Annotated in this window: 20 protein-coding genes and 1 pseudogene; 8 read left to right on the plus strand and 13 right to left on the minus strand. The window is 67.6% G+C overall.

Going from position 1 to position 19,351, the window contains the following annotated elements; genetic code table 11:
* Window positions 1-14: 14 nt before the first annotated feature.
* From phoH2 to AC14A7_RS12285, 3 genes are all read right to left on the minus strand, one after another.
* A complete protein-coding gene (phoH2, locus tag AC14A7_RS12275) occupies window positions 15-1,364 on the minus strand; it encodes an RNA 5'-3' helicase PhoH2 (protein WP_484009443.1) in 1,350 nt (449 codons plus the stop codon).
* Window positions 1,365-1,566: 202 nt separating this feature from the next.
* A complete protein-coding gene (locus AC14A7_RS12280) occupies window positions 1,567-2,688 on the minus strand; it encodes an aminotransferase class V-fold PLP-dependent enzyme (protein WP_484009445.1) in 1,122 nt (373 codons plus the stop codon).
* Window positions 2,685-3,470 (minus strand): isoprenyl transferase, encoded by a 786-nt coding sequence (locus AC14A7_RS12285; protein WP_484009447.1) that lies wholly within the window; start codon window positions 3,468-3,470, stop codon window positions 2,685-2,687. Before AC14A7_RS12285 ends, AC14A7_RS12280 begins: the two co-directional genes overlap by 4 nt.
* Window positions 3,471-3,535: 65 nt before the next feature.
* Here AC14A7_RS12285 and trhA point away from each other — a divergent pair, with 65 nt between their 5' ends.
* Window positions 3,536-4,282 carry a PAQR family membrane homeostasis protein TrhA gene (gene trhA / locus AC14A7_RS12290; RefSeq protein ID WP_484009449.1) on the plus strand — a complete coding sequence of 249 codons (747 nt, stop codon included), beginning with the start codon at window positions 3,536-3,538 and terminating at the stop codon, window positions 4,280-4,282.
* Here trhA and AC14A7_RS12295 read toward each other — a convergent pair.
* Window positions 4,279-4,521 carry a hypothetical protein gene (locus AC14A7_RS12295; RefSeq protein ID WP_484009451.1) on the minus strand — a complete coding sequence of 81 codons (243 nt, stop codon included), beginning with the start codon at window positions 4,519-4,521 and terminating at the stop codon, window positions 4,279-4,281. The genes trhA and AC14A7_RS12295 overlap by 4 nt on opposite strands.
* Window positions 4,522-4,584: 63 nt before the next feature.
* Here AC14A7_RS12295 and AC14A7_RS12300 point away from each other — a divergent pair, with 63 nt between their 5' ends.
* Both AC14A7_RS12300 and greA read left to right on the plus strand, forming a co-directional pair.
* Window positions 4,585-4,986 (plus strand): DUF4307 domain-containing protein, encoded by a 402-nt coding sequence (locus AC14A7_RS12300; RefSeq protein WP_484009453.1) that lies wholly within the window; start codon window positions 4,585-4,587, stop codon window positions 4,984-4,986.
* Window positions 4,987-5,061: 75 nt separating this feature from the next.
* A complete protein-coding gene (gene greA, locus AC14A7_RS12305; protein ID WP_484009455.1) occupies window positions 5,062-5,550 on the plus strand; it encodes a transcription elongation factor GreA in 489 nt (162 codons plus the stop codon).
* 91 nt (window positions 5,551-5,641) lie between these two features.
* Here the strand turns inward: greA and ilvA are convergent, their stop codons facing one another.
* Genes ilvA through AC14A7_RS12335 form a run of 6 tightly spaced genes read right to left on the minus strand, consistent with a single transcriptional unit; the run spans window position 5,642 to window position 11,987 of the window.
* A complete protein-coding gene (gene ilvA / locus AC14A7_RS12310) occupies window positions 5,642-6,880 on the minus strand; it encodes a threonine ammonia-lyase (protein ID WP_484009457.1) in 1,239 nt (412 codons plus the stop codon).
* Window positions 6,877-8,079, minus strand: coding sequence for an AI-2E family transporter (locus AC14A7_RS12315; protein WP_484009459.1), 1,203 nt, complete (start codon window positions 8,077-8,079; stop codon window positions 6,877-6,879). Before AC14A7_RS12315 ends, ilvA begins: the two co-directional genes overlap by 4 nt.
* A 30-nt stretch (window positions 8,080-8,109) precedes the next feature.
* On the minus strand, window positions 8,110-9,141 hold the full coding sequence (locus AC14A7_RS12320; RefSeq protein ID WP_484009461.1) for an ABC transporter ATP-binding protein: 1,032 nt from the start codon (window positions 9,139-9,141) through the stop codon (window positions 8,110-8,112).
* Complete coding sequence (locus AC14A7_RS12325; protein WP_484009463.1) at window positions 9,138-9,989, minus strand: ABC transporter permease; 852 nt, start codon at window positions 9,987-9,989, stop codon at window positions 9,138-9,140. Before AC14A7_RS12325 ends, AC14A7_RS12320 begins: the two co-directional genes overlap by 4 nt.
* Window positions 9,941-10,855 carry an ABC transporter permease gene (locus AC14A7_RS12330; protein WP_484009465.1) on the minus strand — a complete coding sequence of 305 codons (915 nt, stop codon included), beginning with the start codon at window positions 10,853-10,855 and terminating at the stop codon, window positions 9,941-9,943. The genes AC14A7_RS12325 and AC14A7_RS12330 overlap by 49 nt, the downstream gene beginning before the upstream one ends.
* A gap of 13 nt (window positions 10,856-10,868) precedes the next feature.
* The gene (locus tag AC14A7_RS12335; RefSeq protein WP_484009467.1) at window positions 10,869-11,987 is read right to left on the minus strand and encodes an ABC transporter substrate-binding protein; all 1,119 of its coding nucleotides are present in this window, start codon (window positions 11,985-11,987) and stop codon (window positions 10,869-10,871) included.
* 160 nt (window positions 11,988-12,147) lie between these two features.
* On the opposite strand from AC14A7_RS12335, the gene AC14A7_RS12340 reads away from it, so the two are divergent.
* Window positions 12,148-13,344, plus strand: coding sequence for a winged helix-turn-helix domain-containing protein (locus tag AC14A7_RS12340; protein WP_484009469.1), 1,197 nt, complete (start codon window positions 12,148-12,150; stop codon window positions 13,342-13,344).
* Here the strand turns inward: AC14A7_RS12340 and AC14A7_RS12345 are convergent.
* Together AC14A7_RS12345 and AC14A7_RS12350 are read right to left on the minus strand one after the other, a co-directional pair.
* Window positions 13,341-14,225, minus strand: coding sequence for a M48 family metallopeptidase (locus tag AC14A7_RS12345; RefSeq protein ID WP_484009471.1), 885 nt, complete (start codon window positions 14,223-14,225; stop codon window positions 13,341-13,343). The genes AC14A7_RS12340 and AC14A7_RS12345 overlap by 4 nt on opposite strands.
* Window positions 14,226-14,318: 93 nt before the next feature.
* The gene (locus AC14A7_RS12350) at window positions 14,319-14,885 is read right to left on the minus strand and encodes a LemA family protein (RefSeq protein ID WP_484009473.1); all 567 of its coding nucleotides are present in this window, start codon (window positions 14,883-14,885) and stop codon (window positions 14,319-14,321) included.
* Window positions 14,886-14,971: 86 nt separating this feature from the next.
* Here AC14A7_RS12350 and AC14A7_RS12355 point away from each other — a divergent pair, with 86 nt between their 5' ends.
* From AC14A7_RS12355 to AC14A7_RS12370, 4 genes and pseudogenes are all read left to right on the plus strand, one after another.
* Entirely contained in the window at window positions 14,972-15,610 is a 639-nt protein-coding gene (locus tag AC14A7_RS12355; RefSeq protein ID WP_484009475.1) for a TetR/AcrR family transcriptional regulator, read from the plus strand.
* Window positions 15,611-15,618: 8 nt separating this feature from the next.
* A pseudogene (locus AC14A7_RS12360) lies at window positions 15,619-16,104 on the plus strand (ABC transporter ATP-binding protein); the annotation flags it as partial.
* Between the two features lie 227 nt (window positions 16,105-16,331).
* Window positions 16,332-17,057: an ABC transporter permease gene (locus AC14A7_RS12365; protein ID WP_484009477.1), complete on the plus strand. Its 726-nt coding sequence runs from the start codon at window positions 16,332-16,334 to the stop codon at window positions 17,055-17,057.
* A gap of 167 nt (window positions 17,058-17,224) precedes the next feature.
* On the plus strand, window positions 17,225-18,118 hold the full coding sequence (locus AC14A7_RS12370) for an ice-binding family protein (protein WP_484009479.1): 894 nt from the start codon (window positions 17,225-17,227) through the stop codon (window positions 18,116-18,118).
* On the opposite strand, the gene AC14A7_RS12375 is transcribed toward AC14A7_RS12370, so the two are convergent.
* Window positions 18,115-19,351, minus strand: a 1,237-nt coding sequence (locus AC14A7_RS12375) for a PKD domain-containing protein (RefSeq protein ID WP_484009481.1), incomplete at its 5' end; no start/stop codon positions are given. The genes AC14A7_RS12370 and AC14A7_RS12375 overlap by 4 nt on opposite strands.

Here is a 19,351-nt window from a genome sequence, read left to right on the forward strand (position 1 = left end):
GTCGAACGTGAGGGTTACGCCAGCTCGTTGGACTCCAGCATCTCTGTGACGAGGGCGGCGATGGCGGAGCGCTCAGAGCGGGCCAGCGTGATGTGCCCGAAGAGCGGGTGCCCCTTGAGCGACTCGATGACGCTGGCAACACCGTCGTGTCGACCGACGCGAAGGTTGTCCCGCTGGGCGACATCGTGGGTGAGCACGACCCGCGAGTTCTGGCCGATGCGGCTCAGCACGGTGAGCAGCACGTTGCGCTCGAGCGACTGGGCCTCGTCGACGATCACGAAGGCGTCGTGCAGCGACCTGCCGCGGATGTGGGTCAGCGGCAGCACCTCGAGCAGCCCGCGCTCGATCACCTCGTCGAGCACGTTCTGCGAGACGACGGAGCCGAGCGTGTCGAACACCGCCTGCGCCCACGGATTCATCTTCTCTGCGGCGTCACCCGGAAGGAATCCGAGCTCCTGTCCACCGACCGCGTAGAGCGGGCGGAAGACCATGATCTTGCGGTACTGCTGCTTCTCGAGCACCGCCTCGAGCCCGGCGCACAGCGCGAGCGCCGACTTTCCTGTGCCGGCTCGACCGCCGAGCGAGACGATGCCGATCTCCTGGTCGAGCAGCATGTCGATCGCGAGCCGCTGCTCTGCGCTGCGGCCGTGCAGCCCGAAGATGTCGCGGTCGCCGCGCACGAGACGCAGCTCTCCACGGCCGGTGACGCGGCCGAGGGCAGAGCCGCGGTCGGAGTGGATGACGAGTCCGGTGTTCACCGGGAGGTCCTGCACCAGCCGCGACGACAGCGTCTCCTCGTCGTAGAGCTGGGCCATCTGCTCAGAGCTGAGGTCGAGCTCGACCTGCCCGGTGTACCCGGCGTCGACGGCGAGCTCTGCGCGGTACTCCTCTGCCTGCAGGCCGATCGAGGCGGCCTTTACGCGCAGCGGCAGGTCTTTCGAGACGACCGTCACGGCAAGGCCGTCGTTGGCGAGGTTCATTGCGACGGCGAGGATGCGGGAGTCGTTGTCGCCGAGCTGCAGCCCGGATGGCAGAACGGCCATGCTCGAGTGGTTGAGTTCGACGCGCAGTGAGCCGCCATCCCCGATCGCGATGGGGAAGTCGAGGCGCTCGTGCTGCACACGCAGCTCATCGAGGTTTCGCAGTGCCTGGCGGGCGAAGTAGCCGATCTCCGGATCGTTGCGCTTGGCCTCGAGTTCGGAGATCACAACGACGGGCAGCACGACCGCATGCTCCGCGAAGCGGAAGATGGCCTTCGGATCAGACAGAAGCACCGAGGTGTCGAGAACATAGGTTCTCTCTGCGGTGGCGAGGCCCGCCGTCGGCTGGGTCTTGGACTGCTTCTGGTTGTTGAGCTGGGCCACGTCTGCTCCATCCCCGGGAGCACGCTCTCGGATCCAGTCTGCACAGACGGCCAGTTGTTCAAACAAAGACGAACTTACGTGGCCGTCTCGACCGGGCGACTTACCCGGTGCTCAGAAACTATGCTCCGACCCCGGCTATCGGCGAAGCGACACGCTGGCCGAAACACAATGTTCAGAATCGCTCAGAGCGATGCGGTGCCGCTCACACGGTGACGGCGGACGAGAACCCGAGGAAGCTCGCGCGCAGCATCTCGAGGGTCTCGTCGGTCGTGCTGGCGTGGGCGCTGATTCGCACCGATCCCCCACGGGCAGTCACGCTCACGCCGTGGTTGTTCAGCGAGGCGAGAAGCACCGTGAGCTGGTCGGGATCCGGCTGCACGACGACGATGCCCGCGCGCTCGTTGAGGTTGCGCGACGATGCGACGGGGATGCCGAACTCGTCGGCCAAGTCGATGATGCGCCCCGTGCGCTCGATGATCGCATCGCGCACCGCGGGGATCCCCGTCTCGTGCATCTCCTCGAGGGCCGACGCGAATCGGGCTTGGGCAACGGGGTCGGGGTTGCTCACGGTGTATGCGCCGATCCCCGATCGCGGCGGCGGAACCTCGTCGAGCGGCATGCCGTCGGCCTCGGTGCCGGGGAATCCCGACATCACGGGGGTGAGCCGTTCGAGGGCACGGTCGCTCATCGCGAGGAAGCCGGTGCCCCAGCCAGAGCGGATCCACTTCTGCCCACCGGAGAACACGACGTCGGCAGCGAGGTACGGCGCCTCGACCACACCGAAGCCCTGGATGGCGTCGACGATGAGCAGGCGGTCGCCGATGACCTGGCGGATGCCCTCGAGGTCGACGAGGTAGCCGGTGCGGAAGTCGACGAGCGAGACGGCGACCGCGGTCACGGCGGGGGTGAGCTGGTCTTTGATGGTGCCGGGGGTGATCCGGCCCTCGTCGGTGTCGAGCCACTGCACGTCGACGGCGTGCAGTGCCTCGCCCGCGCGCACGGCGGCGACGGTCAGGCTGGGGAACTCGCTCAGGGCGAGGGCGACCGTGCCGGTGAGGCCGAACATCGTGTGCATGGCACCGAGGCTCGTGTTCGGCTGAAACCCAATTGCGTCGGGCGAGAACCCCGTGACAGCAGATACTGCCTCGCGCACCCGCTCGTCTTGTTCGAGGAAGTCGCTGTGGCTGCCGAAGCGCGAGACCCGCAGCAGCTCCATCATCGCCTGGCCCTCTGCGGCCACTGTCTCGCCGATCGGGCCGACCCTGGCGAAGTCGAGGTAGCCGGGCTCCTCGCTGAAACGTGCTGCGTACTGCTCGATGCTCACTGGCCGAACCTTCTCTGTCGTCGTGCATAGTCGCGGAGGGCGCGGAGGAAGTCGACCTCGCGAAGGTCGGGCCCGAGGGCCTCGACGAAGTAGAACTCGCTGTGGGCACTCTGCCAGAGCATGAAGTCGCTGAGGCGCTGCTCCCCCGAGGTGCGGATGACGAGGTCGGGGTCTGGCTGGCCACCGGTGTACAGGTGCTCGGCGATGAGCTCCGGCGTGAGGTCGTCCGCGAGGTTGTCGAGCGTTCCGCCCGCCTCGCTGTGGGAGCGCACGATGCTGCGAACGGCATCCGCGATCTCTGTTCGCCCGCCGTAGCCGACCGCGAGGTTGATGTGAAGGCCGCCGTTGGATGCCGTGCGCTTCTCTGCGCCGAGCATGGCGGCGATGAGGCTCGGCGGAAGGCCGTCGGTGCGCCCGACGTGCTGCACCCGCCAGTCGCGGAAGTGCGACAGGTCGTCGGCGAGGTCGGCGATGATCGCGAACAGGTCGTCGAGCTCCTCTGGCGTTCGACCACCGAGGTTGTCGGAGGAGAGCAGGTAGAGCGTCACGACCGAGACGCCAGCCTCGTCGCACCAGGTGAGGAACTCGTGGATCTTGGCTGCCCCGGCAGTGTGCCCGCCCGCTGCCGTCGACATGCCCCGCATGCGAGCCCAGCGGCGGTTGCCATCGAGGATCATAGCCACGTGCTTCGGCAGCGGCTGGCCCACGAGGGTGCGCTTGAGGCGGCTCTGGTAGAGCCCGTAGAGGAGACCCCTGCCGAGGGGAACCTGCCTGTCTTTCACTTCGCCTACGCTAGCCCAATGACGGCTCCAAGCTTTCTGAAAGTCTGCTGGAGTATCGTGAGCGCATGAGCGCAGAACGCCCCGAATCCACGCCAGACGAGGGCTTCGCCGACGGCCTTCCCAACCTCCCCCTCATCGAGGATGCCGTGGATCAGCGCCCCATGCACGAGGGCGAGCTCAAGCCGACGTGGCGCGGCTGGATCCACGCAGGCACCTTCCCGCTGGCTATCGTGCTCGGCGTCGTTCTCATCGTTCTCGCCGACGGTGCGCCGGCCAAGATCAGCTCAGCCATCTTCGTCGCGAGCTCGCTGCTGCTGTTCGGCACGAGTGCGCTCTATCATCGCATCGACTGGAGCCCGAGGGTCAAGGCGGTCTTCAAACGGCTCGACCACTCCAACATCTTCCTGCTCATCGCGGGCTCCTACACGCCGATCACGGTGCTGTCACTCGAGCAGCCGAAGGCAGCGATCCTGCTCTGGATGATCTGGAGCGGCGCAGCACTGGGCGTCGGGTTCCGCATCTTCTGGATCGGCGCGCCGCGATGGCTCTATGTGCCGCTCTACATCCTGCTCGGCTGGGCCGCGATGCTATTCCTCGTCGACTTCTTCCAGGCCAACGCGGTGATGATGACGCTCATCCTCGTCGGTGGAGTCTTCTACACGCTCGGTGCCGTCGTCTACGGACTCAAGCGCCCGAATCCGGTTCCCGGTGTCTTCGGGTTCCACGAGATCTTCCACACGTTCACGCTGCTCGCGTTTCTCTGCCACTGGACCGGCATCTTCCTCGTGGCGACCAACCCGCCGCTGTACTAGTCCTTCGTGTCGGCCGCATCCTCGGCATCGAGCATCTCGGTGACCTCGGAGCGGTAGCGCACCCGGCGCACGCGGCGGTTCATATCGAGGATGAGGGCGACGGTGAGCAGGGCGACGGCGAACGTGATGACGAAGCCGACCCAGCCCGGCGTGACCGTCGTCGGGTCGAAGGCCGGCGAGGGTGACGGCGACGGGGTTGCCGAGACCGCATCAGTGAAACCGTTCAACAGCTCGAACATGCGTGGTCCTCTTGGTAGCCGATACTTGTTTACAGAGTACCGACTTGCACCAGGGAGAGTTTCGTGACGGCGACGACCGAGCTGGATGCCCGCTACGGTCGCGGGCGCCGCGACAGCAGGCGAACGCGGGCCGTTGCGATCGCCGCCGCGGCCGCCGGACTTGTCGTCGTGGTCGCCTGGGTCGTCTGGGGCGGACTCATCGGGCCGGATGCCTCGCTCGAGTCGCGTGACCTCGGCTTCGACATCATCGACGACAGCCTCGTGCGCGTCGACTTCGAGGTCACTGCCGACGCGGGCTCCGCGGTGGGCTGCGCGGTGCAGGCGCTCAACGAGAGCTTCACCGTCGTGGGGTGGAAGGTCGTCGAACTCCCGGCCAGCGACCAGCGCACTCGCAGCTTCACGGAGGACGTTCGTACCACAGAGCTTGCTGTATCCGGCTTGATTTACCGCTGCTGGCTGCTCTAGTCTGGCCTGTCACCCATTCGGAGGCCGGCTGCCAAGCCGGTCTCTTCCTCTGACACCCGCAACCCAAGGAGAGCCATGAGCACCGAGAGTTCAGCCACCTGGCTGACCAAGGAGGCCTTCGACCGCCGCGCGGCCGAGCTCGCCCACCTGGAGGGCGAGGGCCGCACCGAGATCGCCAAGAAGATCGAGGCAGCCCGCGAAGAGGGCGACCTCAAGGAGAACGGCGGCTACCACGCCGCCAAGGAGGAGCAGGGCAAGATCGAGGCGCGCATCCGCGTGCTCACCGAGCTGCTGCGCACCGCGACCGTCGGCGAGGCGCCGGCGAGCACGGGCATCGTCTCCCCCGGCACTGTCGTGACGGCCACCGTGCTCGGCGACGAGGAGACCTTCCTGCTCGGAAGCCGCGAGATCGCGGGCGACTCCGACCTCGATGTGTGGAGCGAGGGCAGCCCGCTGGGCACCGCGATCATGGGGCTCAAGGTCGGTGACGAGACGCACTACCTCGCGCCGAGCGGCAAGTCCATCCCGGTGAAGATCCTCAAGGTAGAGACCTACGTCCCCTAGCTCCGACTCCCCCACAGCTCCAGCTACCGGCTCGGGGACCCAGTTATAGCTCCGTCCCTGAGGCCGTAGCTGGAGCCGTGGCAGGTAGAGGCTAGAAGTCGAGGCGCGGGCGGTAGCCCTCGGCGCGGAGAGCGTCGATGACCGCTTCAGCGTGCTCCGGTCCGCGGGTCTCGATGTGCAGCTCCAGCTCGACCTGGCTGATCTGCAGACCGGTGCCATGGCGGGTGTGAAGCACCTCGACGACGTTCGCGTTCTGCTCCGCGATGATCGCCGACGTGCGCGCGAGCTGGCCGGGGCGGTCGGGCAGCGGGATGCGCAGCTTGAGGTACCGCTCAGACGAGGCGAGCCCGTGGCTGATCACCCGCTCCATCATGAGCGGATCGATGTTGCCGCCGCTGAGGATGAAGACCGTCGTTCCCGACTCCACGATGAGCCCGGAGAGCAGGGCCGCGACGCCAACGGCGCCGGCCGGCTCGACGACGAGCTTGGCGCGCTCGAGCAGCACGAGCAGCGCCTGGGCGGTCATGTCGTCGGTGACGGTGACGACCTCATCCACGTACTGCTTGACGAGCTCGAAGTTGAGCAGCCCTGGCTTCGCCACGGCGATGCCGTCGGCGATGGTCGGCGCGATCGCGATCTCTGTGGCGACGCCGGCCTCGAGCGATGGAAGGTATGGTGCCGCGTTCGCCGCCTGCACGCCGATGACGCGAACGGTGCGCCCCAGCTCTGCCGCGCGCTGCTTGACCGCGGATGCGACGCCGGAGACGAGTCCGCCGCCGCCGATCGGAACGACGATCGTGTCGACGTCGGGCACCTGCTCGAGGATCTCGAGGCCGAGCGTGCCCTGCCCCGTGATGATGTCGATGTGGTCGAACGGCGGGATGAACACCGCGTTCTGCTCCTCGGCGAAGGCCTTGGCAGCCGTCGCCGTCTCGTCGAAGATGTGACCGCGCAGCACGACGTCGGCACCGTAGTCGCGCGTCGCCTGCAGCTTGGGCAGTGCGACGCCGACGGGCATGAAGATGGTGGCGTGGATGCCGAGCTCACGAGCGGCGAGCGCGACACCCTGCGCGTGGTTGCCTGCCGACGCCGCAACGACGCCGCGCGCGCGCTCCTCGTCGGAGAGCTTGCTCAGGCGGTTGACCGCGCCGCGGATCTTGTACGAGCCGGTGCGCTGCAGGTTCTCGCACTTGAGGAAGACCGGCGAGCCGAGCACCTGCTCGAGAAAGCGCGAGCTCTCCATCGGCGTGATCTGGGTGGCTCGGGCGACAACGCTGCGCGCTGCCTCGAACTCGGCGAGGGTTGGTCCCTCTGTGGTGGCTATCGTCATGCGGGCGACACGACATCCTTTGTCTCTGGGCGCGGCGTGGTTCGCCATCTTCCGCTGGCGATGTAGTTCACCATAACGTTCACGACGGCAACGACCGGCACCGCGAACAGGGCACCGGGGATGCCGGCGATGCCACCGCCGGCCGCCACCGCGAACACGACCGCGATCGGATGCACCTTCACGGCGCTGCCCATCACGAGCGGCTGCAGAACGTGGCCTTCGATCTGCTGAACGAGCAGCACGATGCCAACCATGATCAGCGCCGGAAGCGGGCCGAGGAAGACGAGGGCGACGAAGACGGCAAGGGCGCCAGACACGACCGCGCCGACGACAGGGATGAACGACCCGAGGAAGACCGCGATCGCGATCGGGATGACGAGAGGGAAGCCGTCTCCGCCGCCGAAGACCAGCCCGAGAATGAAGGCGCCGATGCCGATGCCGAAGGCGTCGACGGCCGCGACGAAGATCTGCACCTTGACGAAGGTCGTGAGGGTGAGCCAGCCGGCGCGACCGGAGTCCCCGACCGCCTTGCGCGCCTGGCGCGGGAAGAGGCGGGTGACCCACGCCCAGATGTGCTTGCCGTCGAGCAGGATGAACAGGGTCGCGAAGAGCGCAAGCAGGGCGCCGACGAGCAGGTGACCCGCGGTGGTTCCGACGGAGAGGGCGCCCGTCCACAGGGCGCCGCCATCCTCGCGGAAGTTCGCAACCGTGTCGTTGACGAACGCGTCGAACTCCTTCGGGCTGATGCCGAGGGGCGATACGGCGAGGTAGTCGCGCAAGTCGCTATAGGCGGCGATCGAGCGATCCTGCAGCTCGGGGAAGCCCGCGCGAACCTGCTGGTAGATCAGGGTGATGAGCCCCGTGATGACCCCGATGGTTCCGACCATGGCGACGGCCACGGCCAGCCCGCGCGGCCACCTGTGACGCATGAGGAAGTTCACGAGCGGCACAAGGAGGGCAGACAGCAGCAGGGCGACCATGAACGGGATGACGATCTCCCGCAGCTGGATGATGAGCAGACCGAAGACCACGAGCACGGCGACGACGGCGAGGATGCGCCACGCCCATTGCCCCGCGATCTCGACGGGAACGGGGATGGCCTCCTCGATCGCCTTCGCACGATCGGCCCCGGTCAGCACGACCTTCTCGTCGATCCGTCGTTCTCCGAAGCGCCCTTTGCCGAACCGCAGGAATCTCATTGGCCGATTGTATCGACGCGCGGGTGCGAGCTACCTCGGAGTGACGGAGACGGCCGATCCGGTGAGTCGAACGAAGACCTCGGCCCCCGGCTCCCGCCGGTCGACGACCTCATGCTGGATAGAGAGCACGAGCCCGTCGGCAAGGCGAACCTGGGTGCGCCGCAGCGAGCCGAGGAAGCTCGAGGCGACGACAGTGGCCGCAACTCCGGTGGGGGCGAATGCGATGTGCTCCGGGCGCACGAGCGCCGTCACGGGGCCGTCGGGCAGGCGATCCCCCAGCTGGTCGACCACCGCGCCGGCCACGCTCACCCGCCCGTTGACGAGCTCACCGGGAACCCGGTTGCTCAGTCCGACGAAGTCGGCCACGAAAGGGGTCGCCGGGGTCACGTAGAGCTGCTCTGGCGTGCCGATCTGCTCGATGCGCCCCTCGCGCATGACGGCGACCCGGTCGGCGACGGCGAGGGCCTCCTCCTGGTCGTGCGTGACGAACAGAGTGGTGATGCCGAGCTCCGACTGGATGCGGCGGATCTGGTCGCGAAGGGAGACCCGCACCTTGGCATCCAGCGCGCTCAGCGGCTCGTCGAGCAGGAGCACCCGCGGGCGGGTCACGAGCGCTCGGGCGAGCGCCACCCGCTGCTGCTGCCCGCCAGAGAGCTGGTGGGCGAAGCGCTGCGCGTGCTTGTCGAGCCCGACCATGTCGAGGGCCTCGGCAGCGCGCTGGCGACGCGCCTGCGTGTCGACCCTGCGCATCCGCAGTCCGAACTCGACGTTCTCGAGAACAGTCATGTGGGGAAAGAGGGAGTAGGACTGGAAGACCATTCCGATGTCACGGCGGTTGGTCGGCACATCGACGACGTCCTCCCCGTCGATGAGGATGTGGCCAGAGTCGACCCGCTCGAGCCCGGAGAGCGCGCGAAGCGCTGTCGTCTTGCCGCAGCCAGACGGTCCGAGCAGGGCGATGAACTCGCCAGGGGCAATGGCGAGGTCGATTCCGGCCAGAGCCTGGTGCTGCCCGTAGGCCTTGGTGACGCCGACGAGGTCGACGGGTGCGCCGGTGGTCATGAGGCGGTTCTCCGATCGCGGCCGAGGCGGCCGATGGACAGCAGAAGGACAAAGGCGAGCAGCAGCGCAAGGAGAGCGAAGATCGTGGCAACCCACGGATCGGACTGCGAGACCTGCAGCAGCGCCGTCTGCAGGTTGCGGCGGTTGAGAATCGAGGCGATCGTGAACTCGCCGAGCACGACGGCGACGGAGATGAACGAGGCCGCGAGCACGCCGCGACGCAGGTTCGGCAGCAGCACGTGCCACATGACACGGGGCCAGCTCGCCGAGAGCGAGCGCGCCGCCTCGCTCAGGGTGCGAAGGTCGACGGCATCGAGGTTGGACTGGATGGCGCGGTAGGCATATGGCAGCACCGTTATGCCGTAGGCGAAGGCGAGGGTCCAGGTCGAGCCGCCGAGCACCCTCACCACGACGGAGTAGACCGGGGCGAGACCGACGACGAGCACGATCGCCGGCACCGTGATCGGGATGATGCAGACGAACTCGAGCGCCCGGCGCAGCTGCGGGAACCGCAGGTGCACGATGATCATCGTCGGCAGCAGGATGACGACGACGATCGCGACGGTCACCGCCGCGAGCACGAGCGAGTTGCCGATCGCCTGGAAGAGCCCGCGGTAGGTTCGCGCCGCATCCTCGGAGAACAGCCCGGTCCAGTGGTCGAGGGTGTGCTCGCCCGACAGGCCGGCGCGGAAGGTGAACTCGACCATCGCGAGGATCGGCAGTGCGAAGACGAGGCCGACAACCGACAGGATGACGATGCGGGCCAGTCTGCTCGGCTCCGCGCCGATGCGCACGAGGCTCACCGCTGCCACCGCGAGGTGCGGCGCTGCAGCACCGAGTACCCCCACATCACGACGACCATGATGACGACCATGCCGAGAGCGAGGGCTCCGGCCATGTTCTCGCGGCCGAGCACGGTCTCGCTCACGAGCGCGGCGCGGATCTGCAGCGGAACGATCTGGGCCCCCTGGCTGATGAGGGCGGCCGCGGTCGCATACGAGGAGAAGGCATTGGCGAAGAGCAGCAGGAGGCTGCCGAAGAACGACGGCGCGAGCACTGGTGCGGCGATGCGGAGCCAGTAGGTGAGGCGGGTGCCGCCGAGCGTCGCGCTCGCCTCTGCCCACTGCACCTTGAGACCGTGCAGCGCCGGCATGAAGGTGATGACCATGAGTGGAACCTGAAAGTACAGGTAGACCGGCAGGAGGCCGGGCACCTGGTAGAGCCAGTTGCCCTCAGCGAAGATGTCGATGCCGAGCGATTCGTGCAGCCAGACCGTGACGAGGCCCTGGCCGCCGATCATGGCGATGAAGGCGAAGGCGAGCATGACGCCGCCGAACTGGGCGAGCACGCTGCTGGCCGAGTCGATGAACGACCTCAGGGCGCCATCCGGCCGTGTGCCGAGCAGGGCGTAGCAGACGAGTGCTCCGATGACCGCACCGAGCACGGCGGTGATGGCGGAGACGGCGAACGAGGCGCCGAAGGCGGAGAGCACGTTCGGTGCGAAGAGACCGAGTACGTTCTCGAGCGTCAGCGAGCCGTCGTCGGTGAAGAATCCCGTCGCGACCGCGAGCGTCGTCGGTATGGCGAGGAAGATGAGCACGTAGACGGCGAAGGGCGTGAGTGCGAGAAAGCCGGCCGCACCGCGAAGCCGGTGGCGCCGAGGGGTCTCCCCGGCGCCACCGCTCACGATGGCTGGCGCAGTAGCGACAGACATGGAATGGATGCTGCTAGCTGATCGCAGCAGCCCACTTCTCTGCGAGGAGTGCGGCTGCGGCCTCCGCCTGCGCCGCCGTCGGGGTGACAAGCTCCCCGTCGAGCTCGCCGAGAGCGGCGAGGGCGTCGCTGTCGACGGTTCCGGCGTCCTGCAGCGTCTGGATGGTCACGGGGTACGCGCCGCCGACGATGAACAGGTTCTGCGCCTCAGCGCTGTAGAGGAACTCCTGCCAGAGGCGGGCAGCGGCGGGGTGCGGTGCATCCTTGCTGATCGCCTGGTTGTAGAAGCTCGTGTAGACCGTGCCGGGCAGGGTGACGACCTTCCAGCCGTCGACGGTCGCCGCTGCGGCGAGGTTGTTGTAGCTCCAGTCGAAGGCGACCTTGGTCTCGCCGGCCGCGATCGTCGCGCCCGTCACGTTGACCGGGATGAAGTTGCCGGCGTCGTTGAGCTTCTCGAAGAAGTCGATGCCGTCCTGGAAGTCGTCGAGCGTTCCACCCGACTGCACCGTCGCGAGGCCGACGGCAGCGAACGCCGCACCCGCCTGCGTCGGGTCGCCGTTGAGGGCGACAGCTCCGCGGTAGTCATCGCCGAGCAGGTCGTCGAGCGACTCCGGCTCCGGCACGGAGTTCGAGTCGTAGCCGATCGACATCGAGCCGGTGTAGTCGTTGACCCAGAGGCCGGACTCCTCCTTGTTCTCGGCAGGAATCTCGTCCCAGTTCTCGACCTGGTACGGCGCGAAGTAGTCGAGCGAGTCGAGGGTCACTGCGGTGCCGAGGTCGAAGACGTCGGGCGCGGTGTCCTGGCCCTTGAGGTTGTCGGCGGCCGCGATCTCCTCTGCACTCGAGATGTCGGGGTCGGCGGAGTTGACGACGATGCCGTACTTCTCCTCGAACAGGGCCTTGATCTCTCCGTAGTTCGCCCAGTTGTCGGGCAGGGCGATCACGTTGAGCTCGCCTTCGGCCTTGGCGGCCTCGATGAGCGCGTCGAGTCCGCCGAAGTCGGCAGCGCTCGTCGCGGTGGTGGCGTCGACGTCGCCAGCGGGGGCATCGGTCGTGGTGCCCGCGCAGGCGGTGAGGGAGAACGCCGCCGCAGTGATGACCGCGAGTCCGGCGAGGGTGCGCTTGTTCAGCAAGGGTTCCTCCAGGTGGCCGCCCGGCCGCCCGCGCTGTGTGCGGACTAGGGGTACCGGCTGGCCTGTGTGAAAAGTACGACTCGACGGGGTGACCTCCGTTGCCCACCGGTGAACACCCGGATAACGCGCTCTGTCGGTTGAGATCGCTACCGTTGAGACGATGGTCACCTCTCTCTCCTCGGCGCAGGCCCGGCGAATCGCGCTCGCCGCGCAGGGCTTCGGGGCTGCCCCCGCGGCTGCCGCTGGCATCCGGCAGCTTCGATCGGTGGTCACGCGGCTCAACCTGCTGCAGCTCGACTCCGTCAACGTCTACGAGCGCAGCCACTACCAGCCGGTGTTCGCGCGCCTCGGCCAGTTCGACAAGGCAGATCTCGATCGCCTGACGTTCTCGAAGAAGAGCGACTACACCGAGTACTGGGCGCACGAGGCGGCCATCATTCCCGTCGTCGACTGGCCGCTGTTTCGCTGGCGCATGCAGCACTACCACGACTGGTACGCCACGCGGCCCGACTCGTGGATCCACTCCAACCAGCACCACGTCGACTGGGTTCTCGCAGAGCTGCGCGAGAAGGGCCCCCTCGCTGCCAGCCAGATCGAAGACGACTCCCGCCGTGGCAAGACCGGCTGGTGGGACTGGTCAGACACCAAGCACGCCCTCGAGTACCTGTTCCGCGTCGGCGAGGTCGTCAGCGCCGGGCGCACCCGCTTCGAGCGCACCTACGCCCTGCCAGAGCAGAAGCTGCCGCCCGCGGTGCTTGGCCGCGAGGTGAGTCGCGAGGATGCCGTGCGCGCCCTCATCCTCAAATCGGCGCGCGCCCACGGCGTGGGAACCGTTCGCGACCTCGCCGACTACTACCGCATCAAGCTCGCCCCCGCGAAGGCCGCGATCGACGACCTCGTCGACGCGGGCGAACTGCTGCCCGTCGCCGTCGAGGGGTGGACGCAGCCGGCCTGGCTGCATCGGGATGCCCGAATCCCCCGCCGCATCGACGCCGCGGCCCTGCTCTCCCCCTTCGACCCGTTCGTGTGGGAGCGCGCGCGCGCCGAGCGCCTGTTCGACTTTCACTACCGCATCGAGATCTACACGCCCGCAGCCAAGCGCGTCTTCGGCTACTACTCCCTCCCCGTGCTCGTCGACGACCAGATTGTCGGTCGCATCGACCTCAAGAGCGACCGCCAGGCGCGCGTGCTGCGCGTGCAGTCGGCCTGGAGGGAGGCACACGCCCCCGACGGCATCGAGGAGCGCATCGTTCCTCTGCTCGACCAGGCGCGGGTGTGGCAGGGCCTCGACGCGGTTGAGTTCACCGGGCGCGGCGACCTGTCGGCGGCGCTCGAGGGCGCCTGGCTCTCGCTCTAGAAGCTGCGGCCCTGTTCGGTCAGGCGCGCGACGCGGTCCTCGATGGGCGGGTGCGTGCTGAACAGACGCGACATGAACCCGGGCTTGTTCGGGTTGCTGATCCACAGGTGCGACATGCTCGTGTTGGTCTTGCGCACCGGCTGGGCGTGGGCCTGCAGTTTGAGCAGGGCGCTGGCGAGTGCATCCGGGTGCCTAGTCGTCAATGCGCCCGTCGCGTCGGCGAGGTACTCCCGCTGGCGTGAGACGGCCGCCTGAACGGCGCCGGCGACAAGCGGCGCGAGGATGGCGGCCACCAGCCCGATGACGAGGACGATGACACCCGCCCCGTTGTTGTTGCTGCGGCTGCGCCCGCCGAAGAAGGCCATGCGCACGGCGATGTCGGCGAGCAGGCCGATCGCGAGCACGAGCCCGAAGACGATGAGCGAGACGCGAATGTCGTAGTTCTTCACGTGGCCCATCTCGTGGGCCATGACGCCCTCGAGCTCTGAGTCGGTCATGATCTCGAGCAGACCGGTCGTGGCAGCGACAACCGCGTGCTGCGGGTCGCGACCGGTGGCGAACGCGTTGGGAGCCGGGTCGTTGATGATGTAGACCTTCGGCATCGGAAGGCCCTCGGTGATCGCGAGGTTCTCGACGATGCGGTACAGCCGCGGATTGTCGGCCTTCTGAATCTCGTGGCCCCCACTGAGCGCGATGGTCTCTCGGGTGCCCAGGTAGTACTGGAACGCCGCGTAGCCGATGGCGATCACGAACACGATGATCGCGATCGACACGTCGCCGTAGTACCACGCCGCGAGCGCCCCGATGCCGCCGATGATCAGCAGGAACAGCAGGATGATGAAGACGGTGTTGCGCTTGTTGCGGGCTATTGCGCTGTACATGTGGCTCTACTCTGCGTCGGGATTGATCTCGATATGACCGCGTCGCGGTCTACTCGATCTGATCTGCCTGTGCTTTTGATTACGAGGAGCAGATCAAAACTGCACGCGAGGCGGCTCTGCGATGGACGCTGAGTCGCTGACCTCGAAGAACTCGCGCTCGGTGAAGCCGAGGCTGCGAACGAAGAGCGTGTTCGGGAAGACCTTGATCTTCGTGTTGAGCTCGCGCACGCCACCGTTGTAGAAGCGGCGGCTGGCCTGGATCTTGTCTTCGGTGTCGACGAGCTCGCCCTGCAGCTGCAGGTAGTTCTGGCTCGCCTGCAGCTGGGGGTATGCCTCGGCGACCGCGAAGATCGACTTGAGGGCAGACTGCATGTGGTTCTCGGCGGCGGCGGCCTCGGCCGGTGTGCCGGCGGTGAGCGACTCGGCGCGTGCCTTGGTGACGGCCTCGAAGACGCCCTTCTCGTGAGCCGCGTAGCCCTTGACCGTCTCGATGAGGTTCGGAATCAGATCGGCGCGGCGCTTGAGCTGAACGGTAATGTCGCTCCACGCCTCGTCGACGCGCACATTGAGGGTAACGAGACCGTTGTAGGTCGCCCAGAGGTAGCCTCCGACGATAACCACGAGGAGCACGAGAATGCCGACGATGATGAGGATTTCCATACGACAAACTATAGGGGAGCTTTAGTTGGGAAGCGCCTAGTCTCGCTGACGGCGAACCGTGAATCTCTAGGCCTAGGCTCGGTGGCATGAGCGAGCAGGCGGCAGCGCGCGGCCGCGGCCGACCCCGCAAGTCGGCGGCTGGAGCAGACCCGCGTGCGCTCATCGTGGCGGCCGCCGCGGCACAGTTCGCCCGCGATGGATACGACGCCACCTCTATGCGCGCGGTGGCCCGGTCGGCCGGCGTGGATCCCGCTCTCGTGCGCCACTACTTCTCCCACAAGGCCGATCTCTTCGCCGAGGCGGTCGCCGCCCCGATGCGCCCCGATCGCATCGTCGCCGCTGCGCTCGCCGGGCCGCGCGGTCGCATTGGCGAGAACCTCGTGCGGGCCATTGTCAGCACCCTCGATCAGCCCGGCGCGAGCGAGCGGGTGCTGCGCGTCCTGCATACGGCGCTGGGCCAGGAGTTCGCGGCCCGCATGCTGCGGCAGTTCGTCATGCGGGAGGTGCTGCGCCGGCTCGCGGCGCAGATCGGGGAGGATGACGCGGAGCTTCGTGCCTCCTTCGCAGCCAGCCAGGTGGTCGGCCTTCTCGTCGCGCGCTACGGTGTGCGCATCGAGCCGCTCGCGAGCGCGCCGGTGGACGAGGTGGTCAGGCGCATCGGCCCGGTGGTGCAGTGGCACCTGACCGGTCATCCCCTTGACAGTGGGTCGTCGTCGCTCGAATAATTCTTCACATGGCGAATTACTCGATCGAGATCGAGGGTCTCTGCGTGCGGCGAGGAAAGCACGTCGTTCTCGATGACTTCGGCATGCGGGTGCCTCGCGGCAGCCTCGTCGGGCTTCTCGGTCCGAGCGGGTCGGGCAAGTCCACGCTCATGCGGGCGATTGTGGGAGTGCAGGTGGTCGACGCCGGAACCGTCACGGTTCTCGGGGAAGCGGCGGGGTCATCCGTTCTCCGTTCCCGCGTCGGATACGTCACGCAGTCGGCGAGCGTCTACGACGACCTGACGGTGCGGCAGAACCTGCGCTACTTCGCTGCAGTACTCGGCGCGCCATCCGCTGACGTTGACCGGGTGATCCGCGAGACTGATCTCTCTGACAGCGACGGGTCGCTCGTTGGAGCACTCTCCGGAGGGCAGCGCAGCCGTGTTTCCCTCGCCGCCGCCCTACTCGGCTCGCCGCAGCTTCTCGTGCTCGACGAGCCGACGGTCGGCCTCGATCCCGTGCTGCGGGTCGAGCTGTGGTCGCTGTTCCGACGACTCGTTGATGCTGGAGCGACCCTGCTGGTCTCGAGTCACGTCATGGACGAGGCCACGCGGTGCGACCGACTGCTGCTGCTGCGCAACGGGGAGCTCATTGCCGACACAACGCCGGAAGAGCTTCTCTCAACCACCGGCACCGCCGACCCGGAGCAGGCGTTTCTCGTGCTCATCGAGCGGAACACAGCATGAGTACGATCGCGACAGCCCGCCGAGTGCTCACCCAGGTGAGCCATGACCACCGCACCATCGCGCTGCTGCTCGTCGTGCCGAGCCTCCTCATCGGGCTCATGGCCTGGCTGTTCGACGAGACGTCGGTCTTCTCGACCATCGGGCCGGCCATGCTCGGCCTGTTTCCCTTCATCATCATGTTCCTCGTCACGAGCATCGCCACGCTGCGGGAACGCCGAAGCGGCACACTCGAGCGGTTGCTCTCGATGCCGCTTGGCAAGCTCGACCTCATCCTCGGGTACGCGATCGCCTTCGGGCTGCTCGCCATCCTGCAGGCGGTCATCGCGTGCTCCTTTGCCGTTCTGGTCTGCGGCCTCGAGATCGAGGGCTCGGTCTGGCTGCTCGGCGCCGTCGCCGTTGCCGACGGTCTGCTGGGCACGACCCTCGGGCTCTTCGCGAGCGCCTTCGCCCGCACCGAGTTCCAGGTTGTGCAGTTCATGCCGGCGTTCGTCTTTCCCCAGGTAATCCTCGGCGGCATCATCATTCCGCGCGATGACATGCCGGATGCGCTGCACGCCATCTCCGACTGGCTCCCCCTCTCGCACGCGATCGATGCGCTCACGGCGGTCGCCGACGACTCGGAGGACGCGGGCTGGATCGCGACGAAGCTGCTCATCATCGGTGCCTTCATCATCGGCGCGGTCGTGCTCGGCGCCCTGACACTGCGACGTCGCACGCCGTAGCGAGACAGTCTCGCGAACAACGCGATGCGCATGCCGACCGCGCCGCTGGCTTGACCTTTGGTGCACAACAGCGTCTACTTGGCACACGACCAGTCGGCTCTCGCGAGGGGCAAGCACGCCCCGACTGCTACGCACAGTGTGTTCTTCCACGAATCGAAAGCACCTGTATGCACACGGCACCCCAACGAATCACTGTCACTGCGGCCGCCGCGGTCGTTCTTCTGCTCGCCGGAGCGGGACCAGCCAGCGCCGCCGCCGACCCCGTCGGGCTCGGAACGGCAGCATCGTTCGCCGTGCTCGCCGCGACCACCGTCACCAACACTGGCCCGACGGTCATCAGCGGAGACATCGGGGTCACCCCCGGAACGGCGGTGACCGGGTTCCCGCCCGGCATCCAGTCCCAGGGAGCCGCGTACATCGCGGAGGGCGTTGCCGGACAGGCCATGATCGATGCGACGGCGGCCTATGTGAGCGCCGCCGCGCAGCCCGGATCGCCCGGCCCCGCCGTGGTCGTCGCGCCAGAGCTCGGTGGCCTCACCTTCACGCCAGACCTCTACCAGTCCTCTGGGGTTCTGCAGATCACGGGGAACGTGACTCTTGACGCCGGCGGCGACCCTGATGCGATCTTCGTCTTCCGATCGACCAGCACGCTGATCACGGGGGCGGCCAGCTCGATGACCCTCATCAACGAAGCGAGCGCGTGCAACGTCTTTTGGGTGGTGCCGAGCTCGGCGACGCTCGGAACGGGGTCGCAGTTCGCTGGCACCATCCTCGCGCAGGCGTCGATCACGGCCACCACTGGCGCCGATGTCGTCGGGCGTCTGATCGCCCTCACGGGCGCCGTCACCCTCGATTCGAACGACATCACGAGCACCGGGTGCTCCGCCGTCACGGTCAACCCTGGCAGCGGCATATCCCTCACGGCTGCGGGGCCGACACTGCCCGCCGCTGGCGCTCATGACGTTCCGTGGACCGCCGCCGCCGCCGCCGCCCTTCTCGTCGTCGGATGGCTTGCCGTCGTTCGATCTCGCCGGCGCCCTACCCGCACTCCTCGCATCTAGGGAAGCGGCGCGGCCACCACGTCGTCGAAGCGGGTGACCACGGTCGAGGTGGCAGAGCTCGACAGGTAGGACTGCAGGCCGATCGACCCGGCCTGCTGAAGCCCCGCCGTCGAGTCGGTGACCGTCGCCGTCCACGCCGTCGGCTCCGGCTGGCCTGACCGCCACACCCGAGCCCGCACGGTTGTCGGCGAGGTGCCCATCACCTGCAGGCGGGCATCGATCACCGCGCCCGGGGCGTAGCTGAGACCGGAGACGGTGGTCGTCGACAGCAGCGTCGAGCCCTGCTTGAGCACGAGCACGACGGATCCCGTCGACCTGACCCAGACGCTCGCGACGTAGTTCGCCGCACCGACCTGTCGGCCGACGACCGTGGAGTACGAGCCGCCTCCCGTCGGCAGCGCCGAGAGGGAGAAGGACGCGCGGATGTCGACTCCGGTGGTCGAGACACTCGCAAGGGTCGCGGTGCGCGTCGCCCCCGGTGCAAGGGTCACGTATCCGGTGCCGTCCTGCACGCGCAGCGCGGAGGCGGAGCCGCCGATCGTCCACGGCCCGCCGAGCGGCGCAGTGCCCCATCCCGTCGCCACTGTTCTCGAGAAGTCGTCTCTGGCAAGGTCGGATCCTGCGGGAACGGTCACGGTCACCGGGTGCGTTACCGTGTTCGTCGCTCCGTCGTTGTCGGTGACCGTCAGAGCTGCCGTGTACGTTCCGGCCGACACGTAGGTGTGGCTCAAAGTGGCGCCGCTGCCCGTCGCGCCGTCGCCGAATGCCCAGGCGTAGCCCGTGATCATGCCGTCGCTGTCGCTCGATACGGAGCCGTCGAAGGTCGCGGTCAGACCGGACACGTAGCTCGAGAACGCGGCGACTGGTGGCGTCGTCGTCGGCTGGCCGAGGGTAAAGCTGTCGGTGAACGTTCCACCTGCCGCGCGCGCGAAGCGCCCGGTGAGCTCTGTCGGGGTCGCGGTGACGTCGAGCACACCCCACGTCGGGTTGACGTTGAGGGCCGACCACGACGCGAAGTATCCGGTCTCGGAGTCGGTGAGGGTGATTTCCCGCAACGGCACCCCGCTGGTGCCGACCGTCGCGAAGACCGTGCCGGCACCCGCGGTCATGACCGCGTCGGAGTCGACGATGCACGCGGCGTTGACCGTGTTCGGCACGATGGCCGGGCACGCGGCCGACGTCGCCAGCTGCCGACTGCGCTGGTACAGGTGCTCGTGGCCGCTCAGCACGAGG

It is taken from the genome of Conyzicola sp. (genome assembly GCF_057073975.1).

Coding starts and splice junctions, on each gene's coding strand:
- AC14A7_RS12355 (WP_484009475.1), top strand. CDS start 14,972: ATGAGCGAGCAGGCGGCAGCGCGCGGCCGCGGCCGACCCCGCAAGTCG.
- greA (WP_484009455.1), top strand. CDS start 5,062: ATGAGCACCGAGAGTTCAGCCACCTGGCTGACCAAGGAGGCCTTCGAC.
- AC14A7_RS12330 (WP_484009465.1), bottom strand. CDS start 10,855: ATGTCTGTCGCTACTGCGCCAGCCATCGTGAGCGGTGGCGCCGGGGAG.
- ilvA (WP_484009457.1), bottom strand. CDS start 6,880: ATGACGATAGCCACCACAGAGGGACCAACCCTCGCCGAGTTCGAGGCA.
- AC14A7_RS12365 (WP_484009477.1), top strand. CDS start 16,332: ATGAGTACGATCGCGACAGCCCGCCGAGTGCTCACCCAGGTGAGCCAT.
- AC14A7_RS12295 (WP_484009451.1), bottom strand. CDS start 4,521: ATGTTCGAGCTGTTGAACGGTTTCACTGATGCGGTCTCGGCAACCCCG.
- AC14A7_RS12345 (WP_484009471.1), bottom strand. CDS start 14,225: ATGTACAGCGCAATAGCCCGCAACAAGCGCAACACCGTCTTCATCATC.
- AC14A7_RS12340 (WP_484009469.1), top strand. CDS start 12,148: ATGGTCACCTCTCTCTCCTCGGCGCAGGCCCGGCGAATCGCGCTCGCC.
- AC14A7_RS12370 (WP_484009479.1), top strand. CDS start 17,225: ATGCACACGGCACCCCAACGAATCACTGTCACTGCGGCCGCCGCGGTC.
- AC14A7_RS12350 (WP_484009473.1), bottom strand. CDS start 14,885: ATGGAAATCCTCATCATCGTCGGCATTCTCGTGCTCCTCGTGGTTATC.
- AC14A7_RS12315 (WP_484009459.1), bottom strand. CDS start 8,079: ATGAGATTCCTGCGGTTCGGCAAAGGGCGCTTCGGAGAACGACGGATC.
- AC14A7_RS12320 (WP_484009461.1), bottom strand. CDS start 9,141: ATGACCACCGGCGCACCCGTCGACCTCGTCGGCGTCACCAAGGCCTAC.
- trhA (WP_484009449.1), top strand. CDS start 3,536: ATGAGCGCAGAACGCCCCGAATCCACGCCAGACGAGGGCTTCGCCGAC.